Origin of the sequence: Nocardiopsis sp. CNR-923 (genome assembly GCF_001942255.1) — a bacterium.
Lineage (GTDB): Bacteria > Actinomycetota > Actinomycetes > Streptosporangiales > Streptosporangiaceae > Nocardiopsis.
In genome coordinates this window covers 105,489-122,970 of record NZ_MKKC01000044.1, presented here as the reverse complement: position 1 = coordinate 122,970, position 17,482 = coordinate 105,489, and the positions used below count along the sequence as shown (strand labels likewise).

14 protein-coding genes and 2 pseudogenes are annotated in these 17,482 nt (G+C 72.0%); 3 read left to right on the top strand and 13 right to left on the bottom strand.

The features are described 5' to 3' along the window. Window positions 1-94: 94 nt before the first annotated feature. On the bottom strand, window positions 95-1,159 hold the full coding sequence (locus tag BJF83_RS03150) for a DUF4349 domain-containing protein (RefSeq protein ID WP_075925103.1): 1,065 nt from the start codon (window positions 1,157-1,159) through the stop codon (window positions 95-97). A 186-nt stretch (window positions 1,160-1,345) separates the two neighbouring features. Here BJF83_RS03150 and hemG point away from each other — a divergent pair, with 186 nt between their 5' ends. Both hemG and hemQ read left to right on the top strand, forming a co-directional pair. Further along, a complete protein-coding gene (gene hemG / locus BJF83_RS03145) occupies window positions 1,346-2,815 on the top strand; it encodes a protoporphyrinogen oxidase (RefSeq protein WP_075925102.1) in 1,470 nt (489 codons plus the stop codon). After that, the gene (gene hemQ, locus BJF83_RS03140; protein ID WP_075925101.1) at window positions 2,812-3,522 is read left to right on the top strand and encodes a hydrogen peroxide-dependent heme synthase; all 711 of its coding nucleotides are present in this window, start codon (window positions 2,812-2,814) and stop codon (window positions 3,520-3,522) included. Before hemG ends, hemQ begins: the two co-directional genes overlap by 4 nt. Window positions 3,523-3,801: 279 nt before the next feature. Here the strand turns inward: hemQ and BJF83_RS03135 are convergent, their stop codons facing one another. The 3 genes and pseudogenes from BJF83_RS03135 to msrB form a co-directional block, all read right to left on the bottom strand. Continuing rightward, window positions 3,802-4,593, bottom strand: coding sequence for a phosphatidylcholine/phosphatidylserine synthase (locus BJF83_RS03135; RefSeq protein WP_075925100.1), 792 nt, complete (start codon window positions 4,591-4,593; stop codon window positions 3,802-3,804). Further along, window positions 4,580-5,247: pseudogene (locus tag BJF83_RS03130) on the bottom strand (phosphatidylserine decarboxylase). Before BJF83_RS03130 ends, BJF83_RS03135 begins: the two are co-directional and overlap by 14 nt. A 253-nt stretch (window positions 5,248-5,500) precedes the next feature. Then, window positions 5,501-5,947, bottom strand: a complete 447-nt coding sequence (gene msrB, locus BJF83_RS03125; RefSeq protein WP_075925099.1) for a peptide-methionine (R)-S-oxide reductase MsrB — start codon at window positions 5,945-5,947, stop codon at window positions 5,501-5,503. A 249-nt stretch (window positions 5,948-6,196) separates the two neighbouring features. Here msrB and BJF83_RS03120 point away from each other — a divergent pair, with 249 nt between their 5' ends. Further along, window positions 6,197-6,577 (top strand): hypothetical protein, encoded by a 381-nt coding sequence (locus BJF83_RS03120; RefSeq protein ID WP_075925098.1) that lies wholly within the window; start codon window positions 6,197-6,199, stop codon window positions 6,575-6,577. An 88-nt stretch (window positions 6,578-6,665) separates the two neighbouring features. Here BJF83_RS03120 and BJF83_RS03115 read toward each other — a convergent pair whose 3' ends face one another. From BJF83_RS03115 to BJF83_RS03075, 9 genes and pseudogenes are all read right to left on the bottom strand, one after another. Next, on the bottom strand, window positions 6,666-7,454 hold the full coding sequence (locus BJF83_RS03115; RefSeq protein WP_075925097.1) for a GntR family transcriptional regulator: 789 nt from the start codon (window positions 7,452-7,454) through the stop codon (window positions 6,666-6,668). 163 nt (window positions 7,455-7,617) lie between these two features. Next, window positions 7,618-8,418, bottom strand: a complete 801-nt coding sequence (locus tag BJF83_RS03110; protein WP_075925096.1) for a pyrimidine reductase family protein — start codon at window positions 8,416-8,418, stop codon at window positions 7,618-7,620. Window positions 8,419-8,579: 161 nt separating this feature from the next. Then, window positions 8,580-10,733 carry a glycogen debranching protein GlgX gene (gene glgX / locus BJF83_RS03105; RefSeq protein ID WP_075925095.1) on the bottom strand — a complete coding sequence of 718 codons (2,154 nt, stop codon included), beginning with the start codon at window positions 10,731-10,733 and terminating at the stop codon, window positions 8,580-8,582. A 244-nt stretch (window positions 10,734-10,977) separates the two neighbouring features. Continuing rightward, window positions 10,978-12,609 (bottom strand): acyl-CoA dehydrogenase family protein, encoded by a 1,632-nt coding sequence (locus BJF83_RS03100; protein WP_075925094.1) that lies wholly within the window; start codon window positions 12,607-12,609, stop codon window positions 10,978-10,980. A 225-nt stretch (window positions 12,610-12,834) separates the two neighbouring features. Next, entirely contained in the window at window positions 12,835-13,503 is a 669-nt protein-coding gene (locus BJF83_RS03095; RefSeq protein ID WP_075925093.1) for a pyridoxal 5'-phosphate synthase, read from the bottom strand. Window positions 13,504-13,674: 171 nt separating this feature from the next. After that, a complete protein-coding gene (locus BJF83_RS03090) occupies window positions 13,675-14,448 on the bottom strand; it encodes a sirohydrochlorin chelatase (protein ID WP_187347072.1) in 774 nt (257 codons plus the stop codon). Continuing rightward, window positions 14,445-15,146 carry a phosphoadenylyl-sulfate reductase gene (locus BJF83_RS03085; RefSeq protein ID WP_075925091.1) on the bottom strand — a complete coding sequence of 234 codons (702 nt, stop codon included), beginning with the start codon at window positions 15,144-15,146 and terminating at the stop codon, window positions 14,445-14,447. The genes BJF83_RS03090 and BJF83_RS03085 overlap by 4 nt, the downstream gene beginning before the upstream one ends. Continuing rightward, a complete protein-coding gene (locus BJF83_RS03080; protein ID WP_075925090.1) occupies window positions 15,143-15,349 on the bottom strand; it encodes a hypothetical protein in 207 nt (68 codons plus the stop codon). The genes BJF83_RS03085 and BJF83_RS03080 overlap by 4 nt, the downstream gene beginning before the upstream one ends. A gap of 58 nt (window positions 15,350-15,407) precedes the next feature. Continuing rightward, window positions 15,408-17,104: pseudogene (locus BJF83_RS03075) on the bottom strand (nitrite/sulfite reductase). Window positions 17,105-17,482: the final 378 nt, after the last annotated feature.

Sequence of the window (17,482 nt, the reverse complement as noted above, 5' to 3'; positions counted from 1 at the left end):
TGAGATCGCCTCGTGCCATGACTATTGCTCTATCAAAGCCGGGCCCGGCCCGCAGGCGATCTCCCGAACTCGTGATCCAAACTCCAGACAGGACCTAGTCCGACCCGTTCGGGCCCGGCGAACCGATGCCGTCGCCGGTGTCGCTTCCGTTTCCGTCGCTGCCGCGGTCGGCGGCGGTCGTCGCGTCGACGCTCCCGTCGGTCCGCTCCGGGGCCCGGTCCCGCCCGCTCGTGGTTCGCGCCGCGCGGGCACGCCGCCTGAGGTACCACCACAGCGGCACGCCGACCACCGCGGCGACCACCAGGAACGGGAACGCCCAGCCCGCGATGACCGCGATCCACAGGGCGACGGCCGCCAGGGCGGCCCAGCCCTGACCCAGGGCCTCCAGGAACCCGACGGCCTCGCCGGAGGGGCTGTCCACGTAGGTGTCCGGGCTGTCCAGGCTCAGGTTCACCGTCGAGTAGGCGGTCTGGTCGTTCAACGTCTCCCACCGCGCCTGGAAGGCCTCCAGCTCCGACTGGCGGTTCTGGATCTCCTGCTCGACGCGGAGCAGGTCGTCGACGTCCTCGGCCTCCTCCAGGTAGCCGCGCAGCGTCTCCAGAGCCGTCTCCGCCGAAGCGACGCGGCTCTCGACGTCGGCGACCTCCTCGGTGACGTCCGCCACCGAGCGCTCCAGGGAGGACCTGTCGCCCAGCTCCGCCAGCCCGGTGAGCGTTTCCTCGTAGTCCTCGGCGGGGACGCGCAGGGTGAGCGTCGCGGTGGGCGACCCGCCGAGGGGGGTCGACAGATGCTCCGAGGACACGTACCCGCCCGCCTCGACGGTCAGCCGCGCGGCGCTCTGGGCGCCCTCCTCCACGTCCTGGACGCGAACGCTCATGGTCGCCGTGTGGATCAGGGCGCGGTCCGCGGCCTCGACACCGGAGCCGAGCGCGCCTGTGCCGTCCTCGGCGCCCTCCTCGGTCTGGGCACCCTCGACCGCCGCCGCGCCCTCGTCCACGGCGACGCCCCCGGCCCGCCCGGACGCCGCCTCGCCCGACCCGTCGGAGGTCATGGAGTCGCTGCCCGCCGCGCCGCACGCGGTCATCGCGAGGACGGCCAGACCCACGGACAGTCCGGCCACGCTCGTACGCCACCGCTGGGGGAAAGTGGTTGCTCTCATGACCCTTCGACGCGGGGCGCGACGCGGGCGTTTCGGCCCTCGGATAACGACGACGCAACGGCGGGGCCGCAGGTCGGGCGGTACACGGAACCGGTGGGACGCGGGAGTCGCACGGCACTCGGGGCGACCGCCGCGTTGAGGGGACGTCGGGTCGGTGTGATCCGCGGCATCTGGAAAGCTGGAGGCATGGCAGAAGCACCGCACGTCGTCGTGGTCGGGGGAGGGGTCTCCGGGCTCACCGCCGCCCACCGCCTCACCGGATTCGGAGCCGCCGTCACCGTGCTGGAGGCCGCGGACACGCCCGGAGGCAAACTGCGGGCCTCGCCCGTGGCGGGCGTGCCCGTCGACTCCGGGGCCGAGTCGGTGCTCGCCCGCCGCCCCGAGGCCCTCGACCTCATCACCGAACTCGGCCTGGCCGACCGCGTCGTCCACCCCGGACCGGGATCCGCCGGGATCTACACCAGGGGCGGGATCCGGCCCCTGCCCGAGGGCCAGCTCATGGGGGTGCCCGGCGACCTGCGCGCACTCGCCCGCAGCGGGGTGCTGAGCTGGAGGGGGACCCTGCGCGCCGGGCTGGACCTGGTGTGGCCGCGCACGCCGGTGCGCGGCGACCTGCCGGTGGCCTCCTACGTCGGGATGCGCATGGGGCACGAGGTCGTCGACCGGCTCGTCGAGCCGCTGCTCGGCGGTGTGTACGCGGGGCGGGCCGACCGGCTCTCCCTCGACGCGACGCTGCCGCAGATCGCCCCCATGGCGCGTGAGGACCGCTCCCTCATGCGCGCGGTGCACGCCAGCCTGGCGGGTCGGGGCGCCGCCCCCGCCTCCCCCGGGCCGGTGTTCGCGTCGCTGCGCGGAGGGATCGCCGCGCTCGCCGACGCACTGGCCGAGCGACACGGCGAACGGGTGCGCACCGGCACGCGGGCCGACGCGCTGCTGCGCCTGCCGGAGGGCTGGCGGGTCCACCTGAGCACGGGCGACCGGCTGGACTGCGACGCCGTCCTGCTGGCCTGTCCCGCGCCCGAGGCCGCCCGGCTGCTCGCCGACCACGTGCCCGAGGCCGCGCGCGACCTGTCCGCCGTCGAGTACGCGAGCATGGCCCTGGTGACCCTGGTGCTTCCCGCGTCGGCCTTCCCGGAGCCGCTGACCGGGAGCGGCTTCCTCGCCCCGGCGGGAGAGGGGCTGACCATCAAGGCGGCCACCTTCTCCAGCAACAAGTGGCCCTGGATCGCCGACGAGCTGCGCGCGGCCAATCCCGGCGACGACCTGGTCGTGGTGCGCTGCTCGATCGGCCGCGGCGGCGACACCGCCGCTCTGGAACGCTCCGACGAGGAGTTGACCGCGGTGGCCGTCGCGGACCTGGCCACGGTGACCGGACTGGTCGGCCCCCCCGTGCGAAGCCGGGTCACCCGTTGGCGGAACGGCATCCCGCAGTACGGGGTCGGCCACACCGCGCGCGTCGACCGGATCCGCGCAGCCGTCGGCCGGCACCGCGGTCTGGGGGTGTGCGGCGCAGCCTACGGTGGCGTCGGCATCCCCGCGTGCGTCGCCGACGCGGGCCGTGCGGCAGAACGGCTGGCGCGCACCCTCCCCCCGATCAGTCACACCACCCCCGGCGGCGACGCCGAGGGAACGAACGAGCAAGGAGTGAACCCGTGACGGGCCAGCAGAACATCGCCGTCGACCAGGACGGCACCGACCTGAACGCGCTCATCCGCTACACCATGTGGTCGGTCTTCAAGGTCGAGGGCCTCGACGGAGTCGACCGGGCCGCGGCGGCCGACGAACTCCAGGCCCTCTTCGACAAGTCCGCCGAGCGCGGGACCATCACCCGGGGCAGCTACGACGTGCAGGGCCTGCGCGCGGACGCCGACATCATGTTCTGGTGGGTGGCCGAGACCTCCGAGGAGGTCCAGGAGATGTACACCGCCTTCCGCCGCACCCGCCTGGGCCGCGCCAGCACCCCGGTGTGGTCGGTCGCGGGCCTGCACCGTCCGGCGGAGTTCAACCGCGGCCACGTGCCCGCCTTCCTCGCTGGCGAGGAGCCGCGCGACCACCTGTGCGTCTACCCGTTCGTGCGCTCCTACGAGTGGTACCTGCTGCCCGACGACGAGCGCCGCGCGATGCTCGCCGAGCACGGCCGCATGGCCGCCCCCTACCCGGACGTGCGCGCCAACACCGTGTCCTCGTTCGGCCTCAACGACTACGAGTGGCTGCTGGCCTTCGAGGCCGACGAGCTGCACCGCATCGTCGACCTGATGCGTCACCTGCGCGGCGCCAGGGCCCGCCTGCACACCCGTGAGGAGCTGCCGTTCTACACGGGTCGCCGCCGGAGCGTCGCCGAGCTCGTCGACGCCCTGCCCTAGCCGGGGCCTTCCGGTCCTCCGCTTGGCTTCGGGACCGTGTTCGGGTGCCCGAAGAGCCGAGGACGCTTCATCCCCGGTGGGCCTGACGCGCGTTCCTCGTGAGCGGCCGGCCGCGTCCGCACGCCACCCACCGTCACCCGCACCGGACGCCTTCGGCGCGGTCTTGGCCCGGCGCGTCCGGACGGCGCGGACGGCCCCGCGCCGAGACGACCGTGCCCCGGGCGGGGATCCGCCCGGGGCACGTCGCGTTCGGTCGTCCCGCGGCTCGGCGCCGCGGGCTCAGCGCCCCGCCGACCTGCGCTTCGCCAGGACGTAGAAGGGGATCGTGACGATGAAGCCCAGGACCACCGCGCTCATGAGGTAGATGAGCGCGTCTCCGGCGGGCAGCCCGACCCCCCAGGCGGTCATGAGGGCCACCCCGGTCGCCAGGGAGCCCAGCACCGCGTAGATCTTGCGCCCGCGCGGCTTGGGGTACTCCATCCGGCTCACCATCAACCAGGAGATGAGCAGCACGGCGCAGACGCCCGCGTACAGCGGCGGGTCCATGAGGACCACGGTCACCACCGCCATCGCGCCGAACGGGCAGGGCAGCCCGGTGAAGTAGGTGGCTCCCGGCGCCTGGCAGGAGAAGCGCGCCAGTCGCACGATGACCGCCAGCAGGACGGCGCCCCCGGCGACCACCGGCAGCACGGTGGGACCGCCGGAGGACACGCCCCACACCACGAAGAAGAACGCCGGGGCGAAGCCGAAGCTGATCACGTCCGCGAGGTTGTCCAGTTCCGCCCCCAGGCCGCTGCCGCCGAGCCTGCGCGCGACCCGTCCGTCGAGGACGTCCAGCGCGGCGGCCACCAGCATCAGCCCGACCACCGTGGCCATGGCGGCCTTGGGCAGCGGCCCGCCCGCACCCGAGGCGGCGTGCGCCGACTGCGCGGCGGTCAGCGCCCACACCGCGAGGAACCCGCACAGGGCGTTGCCCAGCGTCAGGTAGTCGGCCACGCCCAGCCGGAGCCGAGGGGCGTCGGTCAGCGCCGCGCCGTCGGGCTCCAGGACCGCTCGCTCAGTCGGCGTCAAGACGGGTTTCTCCGGCACGGACCTTCTGGCCGACCTCCACCGCCGGGGCGACCCCGGACGGAAGGTAGACGTCGACCCGCGACCCGAACCGGATGAGACCGATCCTCTCGCCTTGCTCGACCTTCTGCCCCGCAGCGAGATACGGGACGATACGCCGGACCATCGCGCCGGCGATTTGAACGACCGTGACCTCACCGATCTCGGTTTCAAGGGTCCAGATGACGCGCTCATTACGCTCGCTGTCCTTGTCGAAGGCGGGGCGGAAACCCCCGGGGCGGTGCTCGACCCGGGTGACCACTCCGGAGAGGGGTGCACGGTTGACGTGCACGTTCAGGGGGTTCATGAACACCGCCACCCGCGTCCGGCCGTCGGACTGGGGGTCGATGCTCTGGACGACGCCGTCTGCCGCGGAGATCACGCGCCCGGTGGCCGGGCCTCGCTCGGGGTCGCGGAAGAACCACGTCATGCCCGCGGCGAGGGCGATCACCGAAGCGGCGGCCGCCGCGCGTCGGCGGGACCCCCGGGCCGCCAGTGCGGCGCGCCCGCCGCGCCGAGGGCGGGAAGCAGCCAGGGCGCCGACCCCTGCGCCATGCCGAAGCGCGGCCGGGCCGGGGGGCGGGGGGAGGCGGTCGTGGAAGGTGAGTCGTCGGTCATCGAGCGCTTTCGTCACGGGTCGGTCGGTTCTCGCGCCCCGGAATCCGCCGCGAGGCTGCCGGGCGGTTCGGGGCGCGTGCGCCGAGACCGGGTGGGTCTCCTTCGCGCGGCGCCCCGCGGGTGGACGGAGCCGACCGTCGGTGCGCTGGAGGCGATTATCCCCGATCCGGCGCTGACGGGGTGTGGGTGTCGCCCCGCCGTTGGCTCAGGAGGGTACTCCCGCGTGCGTCCGGAACCAGGATGGTACGCCAACCTACTGCGTCGGGTCGGTGGGCTTCAGGGTCAGAGCGACGGAGTTGATGCAGTACCGGGCGTCGGTGGGGTTGTCGTACCCCTCACCGTGGAAGACGTGGCCCAGGTGCGAGCGGCAGGTCGCGCATCTCACCTCGGTCCGCACCATGCCGAGGGAGGCGTCCTCGTGCAGGGTGACGGCGTCGGAGCCGGCCGGGTCGTGGAAGCTGGGCCAGCCGCAGTGCGAGTCGAATTTCTCGTCGGAGCGGAACAGTTCGGACTCGCACCCCCGGCACCGGTAGACGCCGGTGGTCCTGGTGCCGACGTAGGCTCCGCTCCACGGGCGTTCCGTGCCCGCCTGACGGAGTACGGCGTACTCCTGGGCGTCGAGCCGTTCGCGCCACTCCGCGTCGGTCTGGGGGATCCTCGGGGACCCGCCGTTGGTGCCCTGTTCCGCTGCGTCAGCCATGTGACGACGCTACCGCTAATCGGGCTCCGATGCCGCCTCGACCGCGTTTCGGAAGGAACGCTAATCGCTGTCTGCAAGAGGGCAAATCCCACCTAAGAGTTATATACACCTAACCTCCTCTCGGTTCACGTTCGGTCGCCAAAGCCGGGGGTAGGCCTCAACCAGGGTCAGTGGTCGAGGTGCGCCGGGGCAGGTGAGATGGCAGTTACGGCACAGCAGGCACTCGGAGTCGGCAGGCGACCACTGCGCGTGGGGAGAATCAGATACGGACTGTGGTGGCTGGATCAGGTCACGGCGGGCGTGAGGGCCCGGTCCGGATCGGTCGCCGCGTCCGCGGCAGCCGCGGGTCGGGAACTGCGCTGGGCGACGGTCCTCAGCGCGCGCGTCGCCGCGGCGCGGATCGACGCCGCCAGACCAGAGCCGTGGGACGACGGGAAGCTGCTCGCCTTCGTCGCGGTCGTGGCGGCGTGCGCGTTGGCCGTCGCGCTCGTCCTCGGTCTCGGCATCGCCCGGTGGGCGATGACGGCGGCGGGCAGTCTGCCCTTCGCCGCCGCCGGTGCGGTCGCCGTGGGGCTGGTGTTGCTGGTCCTGACGTATCTGGTGTTCGCCTCCAGACGAAGTGGTCACTGAGAGTCGGAGGGGCCGCGCACGCGGCCCCTCGCGTGGGGATCGGTCTCGGGGGATCTCCGGGGATCTGGGCGGGGCGGGGACGCGCGGCTCAGGCGTCGAAGTCGTACTGGAGAACGTAGGCCGACCCGTCCATGGTGATCTCGTTGAACTCGACTGGGCGGTGCTCACCGGTCAGCGCCGTGCGGGCCACCTCCAGCACGGGCGTGCCGGCGCTGAGTTCCAGGTCGGACCGTTCCTCGGGGGTGGGCATACGGACCCGGATCTCCTCCGTGAAGTGCGCGGGAGCGTGTCCAAGGTCGGCCAGCCGCGCGTAGATCCCGCCGGGGCCGGTGTCGTGCTCGCGCACGCGGCGAGCCGCGGGGGAGTCGCCCAGAGCCTCCAGGACGGCCAGCGGCAGGTGCGAGACGGCGCTCTGGACGGGCCTGCCGTCCACCAGGTAACGGCGGGAGCGGCGGAGCACCCGGGACCCGTCGGGCAGTTCCAACGCGCGGGCCACGTGTTCGGGCGCCACGGCCTCGCCGACGTCGAGGGAGTCGACCTCGTAGCCGCGGTCCTGGCTGTCGGTCTGCCAGATCGCCCTTCCGCTGCCCCACAGCTCCTTGGACAGGCGGCGAGCGCCGTGCCGCCGGACGGGCCGGAAGAGCCGGACGTAGATGCCCGAGCCGCGCACCGCCACGGCCAGGCCCTCGTTGATGAGCACGGAGAGCGCCTGGCGTGCCGTGGCCCGTGCGACGCCATGGCGCTCCATCAGGGTGTTCTCCCCGGGAAGGCGGTCGCCGTCGGCGTACCGCCCGGAGCGGATCTGGCCGCGTAGCTCCTCGGCTATCTCCCGGTAGACCGGAGGGGACCCGTTGTCGGACGTCGGCACTACGTTCATCCTCTCACCCGGGGGGCCAAGCCGGTAAGCCCCGTCGCGGTGTGTCCAATGGGGGTGTTTCCAGTGGATGGCACACATCGGGTATGTCCGGTTGCGGGGAGATTCATGCGTGGTTGTGGGGCAGCCGAAACCAACCGGATACGGGTCTCCCCCAAAGACCTCCCTATTCTCGAACGTAACGCGCGAAGAGGTTCTCCTCAGACTCCAGAAGGTGCGCCATGCGCACGGGTGTGTTCCGCACGGAGGCACGCGTCGGTGCGCCCGGAGTCCCCGGACCCCCGGCCACCACGCGCGGCGCGCCCGACCCCAACACGCGCGGACTGACGGTGAGGCACAGCTCGTCCAGCAGCCCGGCCCCGACGAACTCCGCCAGCAGATGCGGACCGCCCTCGGTCAGCACCCGGCACAACCCCCGTTCGCCGAGGGCGTTCACGACGTGCTCGGGCCCCACGGACTGACCGTCGACCACCACGAGGTCGGCGCACGCGCGGACGCGCTCGCGGCGCTCCCTGGGCGCGGAGGCCGTGGTGAACACGATGGTCCGTGCGGTCTCGGGCGCCGAGCTCAGCAGCGCCTCGGGGATGTCGAGGGTGCGGGAGACGACCGCGATAGGCGGGGTTGCTGGCCGCCCGTGCCGCAGCGGCTCCCAGACCTCGCGCGGTCGAACGGGCGCGTACCCCTCGATCCGGGCGGTCGCCGCGCCCACCAGCACCACGTCGCACAGGCCGCGCAGGACGCCCATCACCCTGCGGTCCGGGGCGGAGGACAGGTCGCGGCTGCGCCCGGAGGGACCGACGGCGCCTCCGTCCACGCTGGAGACCATGTTGGCGCGGACGAACGGACGGTCCAGACCGTCAGGGTAGGCGTACGCGGTGGCCAGGTCGACGTCCGCGTCCGGTGCGGGCAGGAGCTGACGGAACGGTCCGGGACCGGAGGAGGCGGTGTTCGGGGTCTTCGACGGCATGGTCAACAAGGGTAGGCGTTGCGGGTCCGAGGCCCGGCGGACCGGTCACGGTGTCGGCCGCCGGGCCCTGAACCGCTGGCAGCCCTCCGCCGTCCGGTCTGGGTGGGCCGGCCGAGGCGTTCGCGCCAGGACGGCTTCGTCACACGGTCGACCGGCTCCGGTCAGGGGGTGCGTCCGTGCCGGTGGGACACCCGGCGCAGCAGCACCAGCGCCCGGTCGATCACCCGGACGGGGCCTGATGCGGCCACGGACGGGCGTCCGGCCACGTCGGGCTCGGCGGTGTCCAGGACCGTCTCCCACGCCATCCCGTACTCGGTGCCCGGGACGGTGAAGTCCACCGCGTCCGCGCCGCTGTTGAGCAGCAGGAGGAACGAACTGTCGCGGATGCGCCGCCCGCGCGGGTCCGGCTCGGTGATGGCGTCCCCGTTGAGGAACACACCCAGCGCCTGCCGGGTCGAGTTCCAGTCCGGGCCCGACATCGGCCTGCCGTTCGGGCGCAGCCACACGATGTCGGGCAGGACCCGACCGTCGCCGCGGCCGCCCTCCACCGGACTCCCGCGGAAGAACCTGCGCCGGCGGAACACCGGGTGGTCGCGGCGCAGACGCGCCAGGCCGCGCACGTAGTCGAGGAGGTCGTTGTCGGGCTCCTCCCCGTCCAGACCGGCGGCCTTCCAGTCGATCCAGGAGATCTCGTTGTCCTGGCAGTAGGCGTTGTTGTTGCCGTCCTGGGTGCGGCCCACCTCGTCCCCGTGCGAGAGCATCACCACCCCCTGCGACAGGTACAGGGTGGTGAGGAAGTTGCGCACCTGGCGTCGGCGCAGGGTGATGATCTCGGGGTCGCGGGTCGGGCCCTCCACGCCGTGGTTCCAGGACCGGTTGTCGTCCGTGCCGTCCCGGTTGTCCTCGCCGTTGTCCTCGTTGTGCTTGTGGTCGTAGGAGACCAGGTCGGCCAGGGTGAAGCCGTCGTGGCAGGTGATGAAGTTGATCGAGGCGACGGGGCGGCGGCCGTCGTCCTGGTACAGGTCGCTCGACCCGGCCAGTCGGGAGGCGATTTCTCCCAGGACGGGCTGGCCCCGCCAGTAGTCGCGCACCGTGTCCCGGTACTTGCCGTTCCACTCGGTCCACAGCGGAGGGAAGTTGCCCACCTGGTAGCCGCCGGGGCCCACGTCCCAGGGCTCGGCGATCAACTTGACCTGCGAGATCACCGGATCCTGCTGGACGATGTCGAAGAACGTGCTCAGGCGGTCCACATCGTGGAACTCCCGCGCGAGCGCGGAGGCGAGGTCGAAGCGGAACCCGTCCACGTGCATCTCCAGGACCCAGTACCGCAGCGAGTCCATGATCAGCTGGAGCGAGTGCGGGTGGCGCACGTTGAGGCTGTTGCCGCAGCCGGTGTAGTCGAGGTAGTAGCGCTGGTCCTCGTCGCTGACCCGGTAGTAGCTCAGGTTGTCGATGCCGCGCAGCGACAGGGTGGGGCCCATGTGGTCGCCCTCGGCGGTGTGGTTGTACACCACGTCGAGCAGGATCTCGATGCCGGCCTCGTGCAGGGACTTCACCATCGCCTTGAACTCCTGCACCTGCTGGCCGCGCGACCCGAGCGCCGCGTAGCCGCTGTGCGGGGCCAGGTAGGCCAGGGTGTTGTAGCCCCAGTAGTTGGTCAGCCCGCGGGCGACCATGGCGTGCTCGGGGACGAAGTGGTGGACGGGCATGAGTTCGACGGCCGTCACCCCGAGCGAGGTGAGGTAGTCGATCATCGCCGGGTGGGCCAGCCCCGAGTAGGTGCCCCTCTGGTGTTCCGGGATCCCGGGATGGCGCATGGTCAGGCCGCGCACGTGCGCCTCGTAGATGACCGTGCGGTGGTAGGGCGTGCTGGGGCGGGACTCGTTGCCCCAGTCGAAGAACGGGCTCACCACCACGCACTTGGGCACGTAGGGCGCGCTGTCGGCGTTGTTGCGGCGCGCGGGATCGGCGAAGTGGTAGCTGAACAGGGACTCGTGCCAGGTGAGTTCGCCGTTCAGCGCCTTGGCGTAGGGGTCGGTGAGCAGCTTCTTGGGGTTGCACCGCAGACCGTGCTCGGGCGCGTAGGGACCGTGGACGCGGTATCCGTACCGCTGTCCCGGACCGACACCGGGAAGGTAGCCGTGCCAGACGAACCCGTCGTATTCGGTCAGGGAGACACGGGTCTCCTCCCCGTCGTCGTCGAACAGACACAGGTCCACGCGTTCGGCCACTTCGGAGAAGAGGGAGAAATTGGTGCCGGACCCGTCGAAGGTCGCACCGAGCGGATAGGAACTACCGGGCCAGACTTCCACCATTGGCGTCGTCAGTCTCTTGGTGTCGGGGCCTTCGCCAGCCGGTTCGGGGGCACTGCGTCCCACCACGGCTCGAAAGCGAGCGGTCGCGTTCGCCTTCTTCCTTCCGCCACGGCCGCCGAATTATGCCGGTCAGGGGCGATGATCATTCGCGCCCTGTCTCGATTTGTGGCTTTTCGTAGGAATTATCAGCGTGGTCTGGTCAGAGCCGGGCGGTCGGGGAGGGAACCCTGCCCGACCGCCGGGACTACTTCCGGGGACGGGCCCGCTCAAGGATCGCCTCGGTGTCCACCCAGTCCGGCAGCGTGCCGAAGACGCGGCCCCACTCACCGCCCAGACGGCTGGCGGTGAAGGCCTCGGCGACCGGGGTCGGCGCGTGCCGCAGCAGCAGCGAGGCCTGCAGGGTGAGCGCCATCAGCTCCACCACCGACCGAGCGCGGTACTCCGCCCCTTCCGTGTCGGACAGGGCCTGCTCCAGCCGCTTGAGGGCGGCGTCGAAGTAGGCGTCGGCGCCCGCGGCGGCGCGGAGCTCGGCGAGCACGGCCTCCACCGACTCGGGGCCGCGGCCCATCGCGCGCAGGACGTCCAGCGCGGCCACGTTCCCCGACCCCTCCCAGATGGAGTTGAGCGGGGAGTCCCGGAACAGCCGGGGCATCCCCGACTCCTCGACGTAGCCGTTGCCGCCCAGGCACTCCAGTGCCTCGGCCGCGTGCGGGGGCTGCCGCTTGGTCACCCAGAACTTGCCCACGGCCACGCCCAGGCGGCGGAAGGCGGTCTCCGCCTCGTCCCCGCGCACCGACCGGTCCACCGCTCCGGCGAGGCGGGTCATCAGCGTGGTGGCCGCCTCGGACTCCAGCGCCAGATCGGCCAGGACGTTGCGCATGAGCGGCTGCTCCACCAAGCGCTCGCCGAAGGCCGAGCGGTGCTCGGCGTGGTGGAGGGCGTGCACCACGGCGGCGCGCATCCCGGCGGCCGACCCGATGACGCAGTCGAGGCGGGTGCTGTTGACCATGTCGATGATGGTGCGCACGCCTCGGCCCGGCTCTCCGACCAGGTGCGCGACCGCGCCGTCGTACTCCAGCTCCGCCGACGCGTTGGACCGGTTGCCCAGCTTGTCCTTGAGCCGCTGGACGTGCAGCGCGTTGCGGGTCCCGTCGGGCAGCACACGGGGGACGAGGAAGCAGCTCAGTCCCTCGGGCGACTGGGCCAGGGTGAGGAAGAAGTCGCTCATGGGCGCCGACGTGAACCACTTGTGCCCGGTCAGCAGGTGATGGTCCCCGGTGGTGGGCACGGCGCGCGTGGTGTTGGCCCGCACGTCCGACCCGCCCTGCTTCTCGGTCATCGACATGCCCGCGACCAGGCCCCGCTTGGTCAGGGGCGGGCGCAGGCCGAAGTCGTAGGTCCGCGAGGTGAGCAGGGGTTCGTACCGCGCGGCCAGTTCGGGGGCGTGGCGCAGCGCCGGGACGACCGCGTAGGTCATCGAGATCGGGCAGCCGTGACCGCTCTCCGGCTGAGACCAGAGGAAGAACTTGGCGGCGCGCGCCACGTGCGCGCCCTCGCGGTCGTCGGCCCACGGGGCCGCGTGGAGGCCGTGGTGGACCGCCTGCTCCATGAGCACGTGGTAGGCGGGCTGGTAGTCGACCTCGTCCACGCGGTGGCCGTACCGGTCGTGGGTGCGCAGGACGGGCGGGTAGGTGTTGGCCGACTCGCCCCAGGCGCGGACCCGTTCGGTCCCGGCGGCGTCGCCGACCTCGCGCACCTCGGACTCGGCCCACCCGGCGCCTTCGCGCCGCAGCCCCTCCAGGAGCGCCGGGTCCTCCGCGGCCGCGTAGTCGCCGAGCGGGATGGCCTGGTTGAACACCTCGTGTGTGGCGGGCATCGTCGCCTTTCCGTCCGTGGGTCAGCGGTGGGAGTGGCGGCATCCTAACCCGTGCGCCCACCCGGACCCGAATCGGGTTCGGTTTTGTGATGGCCTCCGTGCTCCCCGCGCGGAGCCATGCGCACACGCACTCGAACACCATCGGCAGGAGCGGGCCGTGCTCCCCGCGCGGAGCCACTCGCGACCGGCCCACCGTCCGGGTCGCTGCCACGACTGACGGCGGGCTCAGGGCCACAACAGTTCACGGTTCCACTGAGCCTTCGCGGCGGGCCTGGTGTAGCGCAGGCGGGTGTGCCGCCGGTCCCGGTCGGCCTGCCAGAACTCGACCTCCGTCGCCGTCACCCGGTACAGCCCCCAGTCCGGCGGGACCAGTTCCGGATCCGCCGCCAACCGCGCGCGGCTCTCGTCGGCCGTGCGGTGGATCTGCGCCAGCTCGGCCAACGGCTCGCTCTGTCTCCCGTGCAGACCGGCCACCCGCGACTCCAGCGGTCTGGCCAGGTAGTCGGCGGCGCACTGCTCCGGGCTCGCCAACTCCGCGAACCCGCCCACCCGGACCTGGCGCCCCTGCTCGCCCCAGTAGAACGACAGCGCGACGGCGGCGTTCCCGGCCAGGTCCCGCCCCTTGCGTGAGCCCGTCGTGGTGGCGAACCACCATCCTTCGGGCGTGAAGTCCTTCATGATGACCACCCGGGAGGACGGCTCCCCGTGCTGGTTCACCGTGGCCACCGTCATCGCGTGCGGTTCCCGGACACCGGCCTCGACCGCCTCGGCGAACCAGTCCCGGAACAATCGCGCGGGATCCTCCGGAGCGGTCGTCGGATCGAACTCCGCGAGCGGGCCCGCGAACACCGTCAACCCGCGCAGCAGTTCCCGCGTCCCCCCGTGCTCCGACACCTGCGCCCCCCGTGTTCGACGTTGCCTCGGCGACCCGGACGGGGCGCCGTGCCCACGATTCTTCTCGCTGGCGGGAAGCCTCACAAGGGCCGATCGCGAGCCTGTGGACGGCGGGTGCCACCGACCCGCACGACGACGGGCGGCCCTTCGCCGAGAAAGGCCGCCCGTGTCTCACACGCGCGCGTTGCGCGGCGCCATCGCGACGTCGTAGCGCTCCAGCACCACGCGGGCGAGCTCGGGGGCGTCGCCCAGGGCCTCGGACACCGCCGACGCGCCCGCAGCCACCGACCGGTCGCGCACCCGGTCGGCGAAGAACCCGGGCGCCAGCAGATAGCTCGCCACCGCCACCCGTTCGGCTCCCCGCTCCCGCAGCGCCGCCACGGCCTCACCGGGTCCGGGCGCGGCGGCCGACGCGAACGCCGTAGCGACCTCCCGCCACGGCCCCCGCTCGGCCAGCCGCGCGGCCAGGGAGCCCACGGTCGCGTTGGCCGCCGGGTCGCTGGACCCCGCCGAGGCCAGCACCAGGGCGGTGCCCGGTCCCGGCCGGGCACCCGCCTCCGCCAGCCGCCTCTCGACGGCGTCGAGCAGCAGCGGGTGCGGGCCGAGGGGGTCGGCGTAGCGCACCCGGAGCCAGGGGCTCTCCTCACGCGCCCTGTCCAGGACCCGGGGCAGGTCCACCTTGCTGTGGTAGGCCGCCGTCAGCAGGGTCGGCAGCACGACCACCTCACCCGCGCCGCCCCTGGCCAGGGCGGTCAGCGCGTCCTCGGCGCTGGGCGACACGTGGTCGAGGTAGGACACGCGCACGTCCAGACCGGGCCGCAGCGCCCGCACCCGGTCGAACAGCGCTGACACGGCCGCCGCCGACCGTGGGTCGGCGCTTCCGTGCGCCACCGCCAACAGCGGGACCGATCCCCGTTCCACTCCACCCCGGGACTCCGTGCTCATACGTGGATTCCGCACTCGGTCTTGCCCGTCCCGGCCCACCGGCCGCTCCGGGGGTCCTCCCCGGGGGCGACACGCCGGGTGCACGGCTCGCAACCGATCGACGGATAACCGTCGTACTGGAGCGGGTTGACGATCACGCCGTGCTCGACGACGTAGGCGTCCACCTCGTCCTGCGTCCACCGCGCGATCGGGTTCACCTTGGTCATGCGGCGGCGCCGGTCCCACTGGACGACCGGGGTGCCGCGCCGGGTCGCCGAGTCACCCCGGCGCACGCCCGTCAGCCACGCCGAGTAGGGCGCCAGCGCCCGCCGCAGCGGCTCGACCTTGCGCAGGTGGCAGCACAGCTCCGGGTTCCGACCGTGCAGACGCGGGCCCAGGGCCTGATCCTGCTCGGTCACCGTGCGGTTCGGCTCCACGTTGACCAGCGTGATGTCGTACACCGACTCCACGGCGTCGCGCGTGCCGATGGTCTCGGGGAAGTGGTACCCCGTGTCCAGGAAGATCACGTCGATCCCGGGCTTGACCCGCGAGGCCAGATCGACCATCAGCGCGTCCGCCATGGACGAGGTCATGCACAGGCCGTCGCCGAAGGTCTCCGCGGCCCAGGCGATGATCTCCCGGGCCGTGGCCCCCTCAAGTTCACGCGCGGCCCGCTCGGCGAGTTCGGGGCCGCCCGGGGAGGTGGTGATGGCGTTCATGCGTTGCCTTCCGTCGGTCTGGAGGGGGCGCCTCCCGCGGAGAACGACGCGGAGCGCAACCCGACGTACTTCACCCGGAACACCCGGGCACAGGAAAGACAGGACCAGGGGTATCCCTCGCCCTTGACCGCGGCGCCCTCCTCGGGCACCAGGTCCTCGTCACCGCAGTAGGGGCAGTAGTAGGGCGCGGCCCTCTCGGACATGGCGCACCTCTTCTTCCTTGGTGGTGGGTCCGGCCCCGCCTGCGGGGCCGGACGCGGCCTACTTCAGGTCGGCTTCGTCGGCCCGGCCGACCCAGGCGGCGAAGGACTCCCCGTCCTCCTTCTGGACCTGGAACCGGCGCAGCACCCGCTCCACGTAGTCGGGCAGCTCGTCGGCGGTGGTCTTCAGGCCGCGGACCTTCTTGCCGAAGGACGCGGTGAGTCCCATGCCGCGCCCAGGTGGATCTGGTAGCCCTCCACCTGCTCGCCCCGGTCGTTCATCACCAACTGGCCCTTGAGTCCGATGTCGGCGACCTGGATGCGCGCGCAGGAGTTCGGGCACCCGTTGACGTTGATGGTCAGCGGTTCCTCGAAGTCCGGGAGGCGCTTCTCCAGCTCCTCGATCAGGGACGAGGCGCGCCCCTTGGTCTCCACGATGGCGAGCTTGCAGAACTCGATGCCGGTGCACGCCATGGTCTGACGGCGGAACGTGCTCGGCCTGACCTGAAGCCCCTCGGCCTCCAACGCCCCGGTGATCGAGTCGACGTCGTCCGCGCCGATGTCCAGGACGACCAGCTTCTGGTCGGCGGTGGTGCGGATGCGGTCGGACCCGTGCGCCTGCGCGATCTCGGCGACGCGCAGCAGCGTGGTGCCCGACACCCGGCCCACCTTGGGCGCGAAGCCGACGTAGAAGCGGCCGTCGCGCTGGCGGTGCACGCCCACGTGGTCGCGCTCCAAACCGGGGTCCAACTCCGGCGCCGGCCCGTCGGGCAGGGAGTAGCCCAGGTACTCCTCCTCCAGTACCTGGCGGAACTTCTCCGGTCCCCACTCCTTGACGAGGAACTTGATCCGGGCGCGGGTACGCAGGCGGCGGAATCCGTAGTCGCGGAAGATCGAGCACACCCCGGCCCACACCTCGCTCACCTGGTCGGGGCGGACGAACGCGCCCAGGCGCTTGGCGAACATCGGGTTGGTGGACAGGCCGCCGCCGACGAACAGGTCGTAGCCAACCTCACCGGCCTCGCCGCGGATCCCGACGAAGGCCACGTCGTTGATCTCGTGGTTGGTGCAGTACGACGAGCACCCGGAGATCGACGACTTGAACTTGCGCGGCAGGTTGGAGTACACGGGGCTGCCGATGTGGTCGTCGTGGACGCGGCGGATCTGCGGGGTGGCGTCGAGGATCTCGTCCTCGGCCACGCCCGCGAGCGGACAGCCCAGGATCACGCGCGGGGTGTCGCCGCAGGCCTCCATCGTGGACAGGCCCACCGACTCCAGCTTCTCCCAGATGGCGGGGACGTCCTCGACCCGCACCCAGTGCAGCTGGACGTTCTGCCGGTCGGTGACGTCGGCGGTGTCGCGCGCGTAGTCACGGGAGATCTCCGCGATCGCGCGCAGCTGGGCGACGGACAGCTGTCCGCCGTCGATGCGCACGCGCAGCATGAAGTAACGGTCGTCGAGCTCCTCGGGCTCCAGAACGGCGGTCTTACCGCCGTCGATGCCGGGGGCGCGCTGGGTGTAGAGCCCGTACCAGCGGAACCGCCCGCGAAGGTCGGCCGGGTCGATCGAGTCGAATCCGGCCTTGGAGTACACGTTGATGATCCGATCGCGGACGTTGAGCCCGTCGTCGTTCTTCTTGTTCTCCTCGTTCTTGTTCAGCGGCTCACGGTAGCCGAGGGCCCACTGGCCCTCGCCACGTCGGCGGCTGGGCTTGGTCGCCGAAGTCGGCGTGCCTGGCTGCGCGGAAGAGGGAGGCATCGCGGGTGTCTCCGATGAGGTCGCGGGGTGCTCACGGGCCCGGCGCCCGCACCGCTGGCCCGTTCGCGCCGCACGTCATCGTGCTGGTCGGACGGGTGGAGACCACGGGTGTGGGAAACGAAGAGGGCGAGCGCCGGGGCCGCGCGCACTCCTGAATAACGGGTGCGTCACAAAGGCGGCGAGATCAACCGACGCTGCAACAGATGGCGCTACGGACCCGAAGAAAGTCCACGTGGCGGCGCACGCAGAGCATGGGGTCCAGAGCAGCGATCATGCATCGAGAATGGCACGTGGCCAGCCGCCCTGTCCAGGCGCGTGCGCCACGTCGGTGCGTGAGTCACGTCACCCTCGGGGGGTGGGGGAGGGGGCGGACTCCGT

Excerpts from the sequence above, each read along its gene's own strand:
- BJF83_RS03150 (WP_075925103.1), bottom strand. The coding sequence starts at position 1,159 with ATGAGAGCAACCACTTTCCCCCAGCGGTGGCGTACGAGCGTGGCCGGA.
- hemG (WP_075925102.1), top strand. The coding sequence starts at position 1,346 with ATGGCAGAAGCACCGCACGTCGTCGTGGTCGGGGGAGGGGTCTCCGGG.
- msrB (WP_075925099.1), bottom strand. The coding sequence starts at position 5,947 with ATGGCTGACGCAGCGGAACAGGGCACCAACGGCGGGTCCCCGAGGATC.
- BJF83_RS03115 (WP_075925097.1), bottom strand. The coding sequence starts at position 7,454 with ATGAACGTAGTGCCGACGTCCGACAACGGGTCCCCTCCGGTCTACCGG.
- BJF83_RS03110 (WP_075925096.1), bottom strand. The coding sequence starts at position 8,418 with ATGCCGTCGAAGACCCCGAACACCGCCTCCTCCGGTCCCGGACCGTTC.
- glgX (WP_075925095.1), bottom strand. The coding sequence starts at position 10,733 with ATGGTGGAAGTCTGGCCCGGTAGTTCCTATCCGCTCGGTGCGACCTTC.
- BJF83_RS03100 (WP_075925094.1), bottom strand. The coding sequence starts at position 12,609 with ATGCCCGCCACACACGAGGTGTTCAACCAGGCCATCCCGCTCGGCGAC.
- BJF83_RS03090 (WP_187347072.1), bottom strand. The coding sequence starts at position 14,448 with ATGAGCACGGAGTCCCGGGGTGGAGTGGAACGGGGATCGGTCCCGCTG.
- BJF83_RS03085 (WP_075925091.1), bottom strand. The coding sequence starts at position 15,146 with ATGAACGCCATCACCACCTCCCCGGGCGGCCCCGAACTCGCCGAGCGG.
- BJF83_RS03080 (WP_075925090.1), bottom strand. The coding sequence starts at position 15,349 with ATGTCCGAGAGGGCCGCGCCCTACTACTGCCCCTACTGCGGTGACGAG.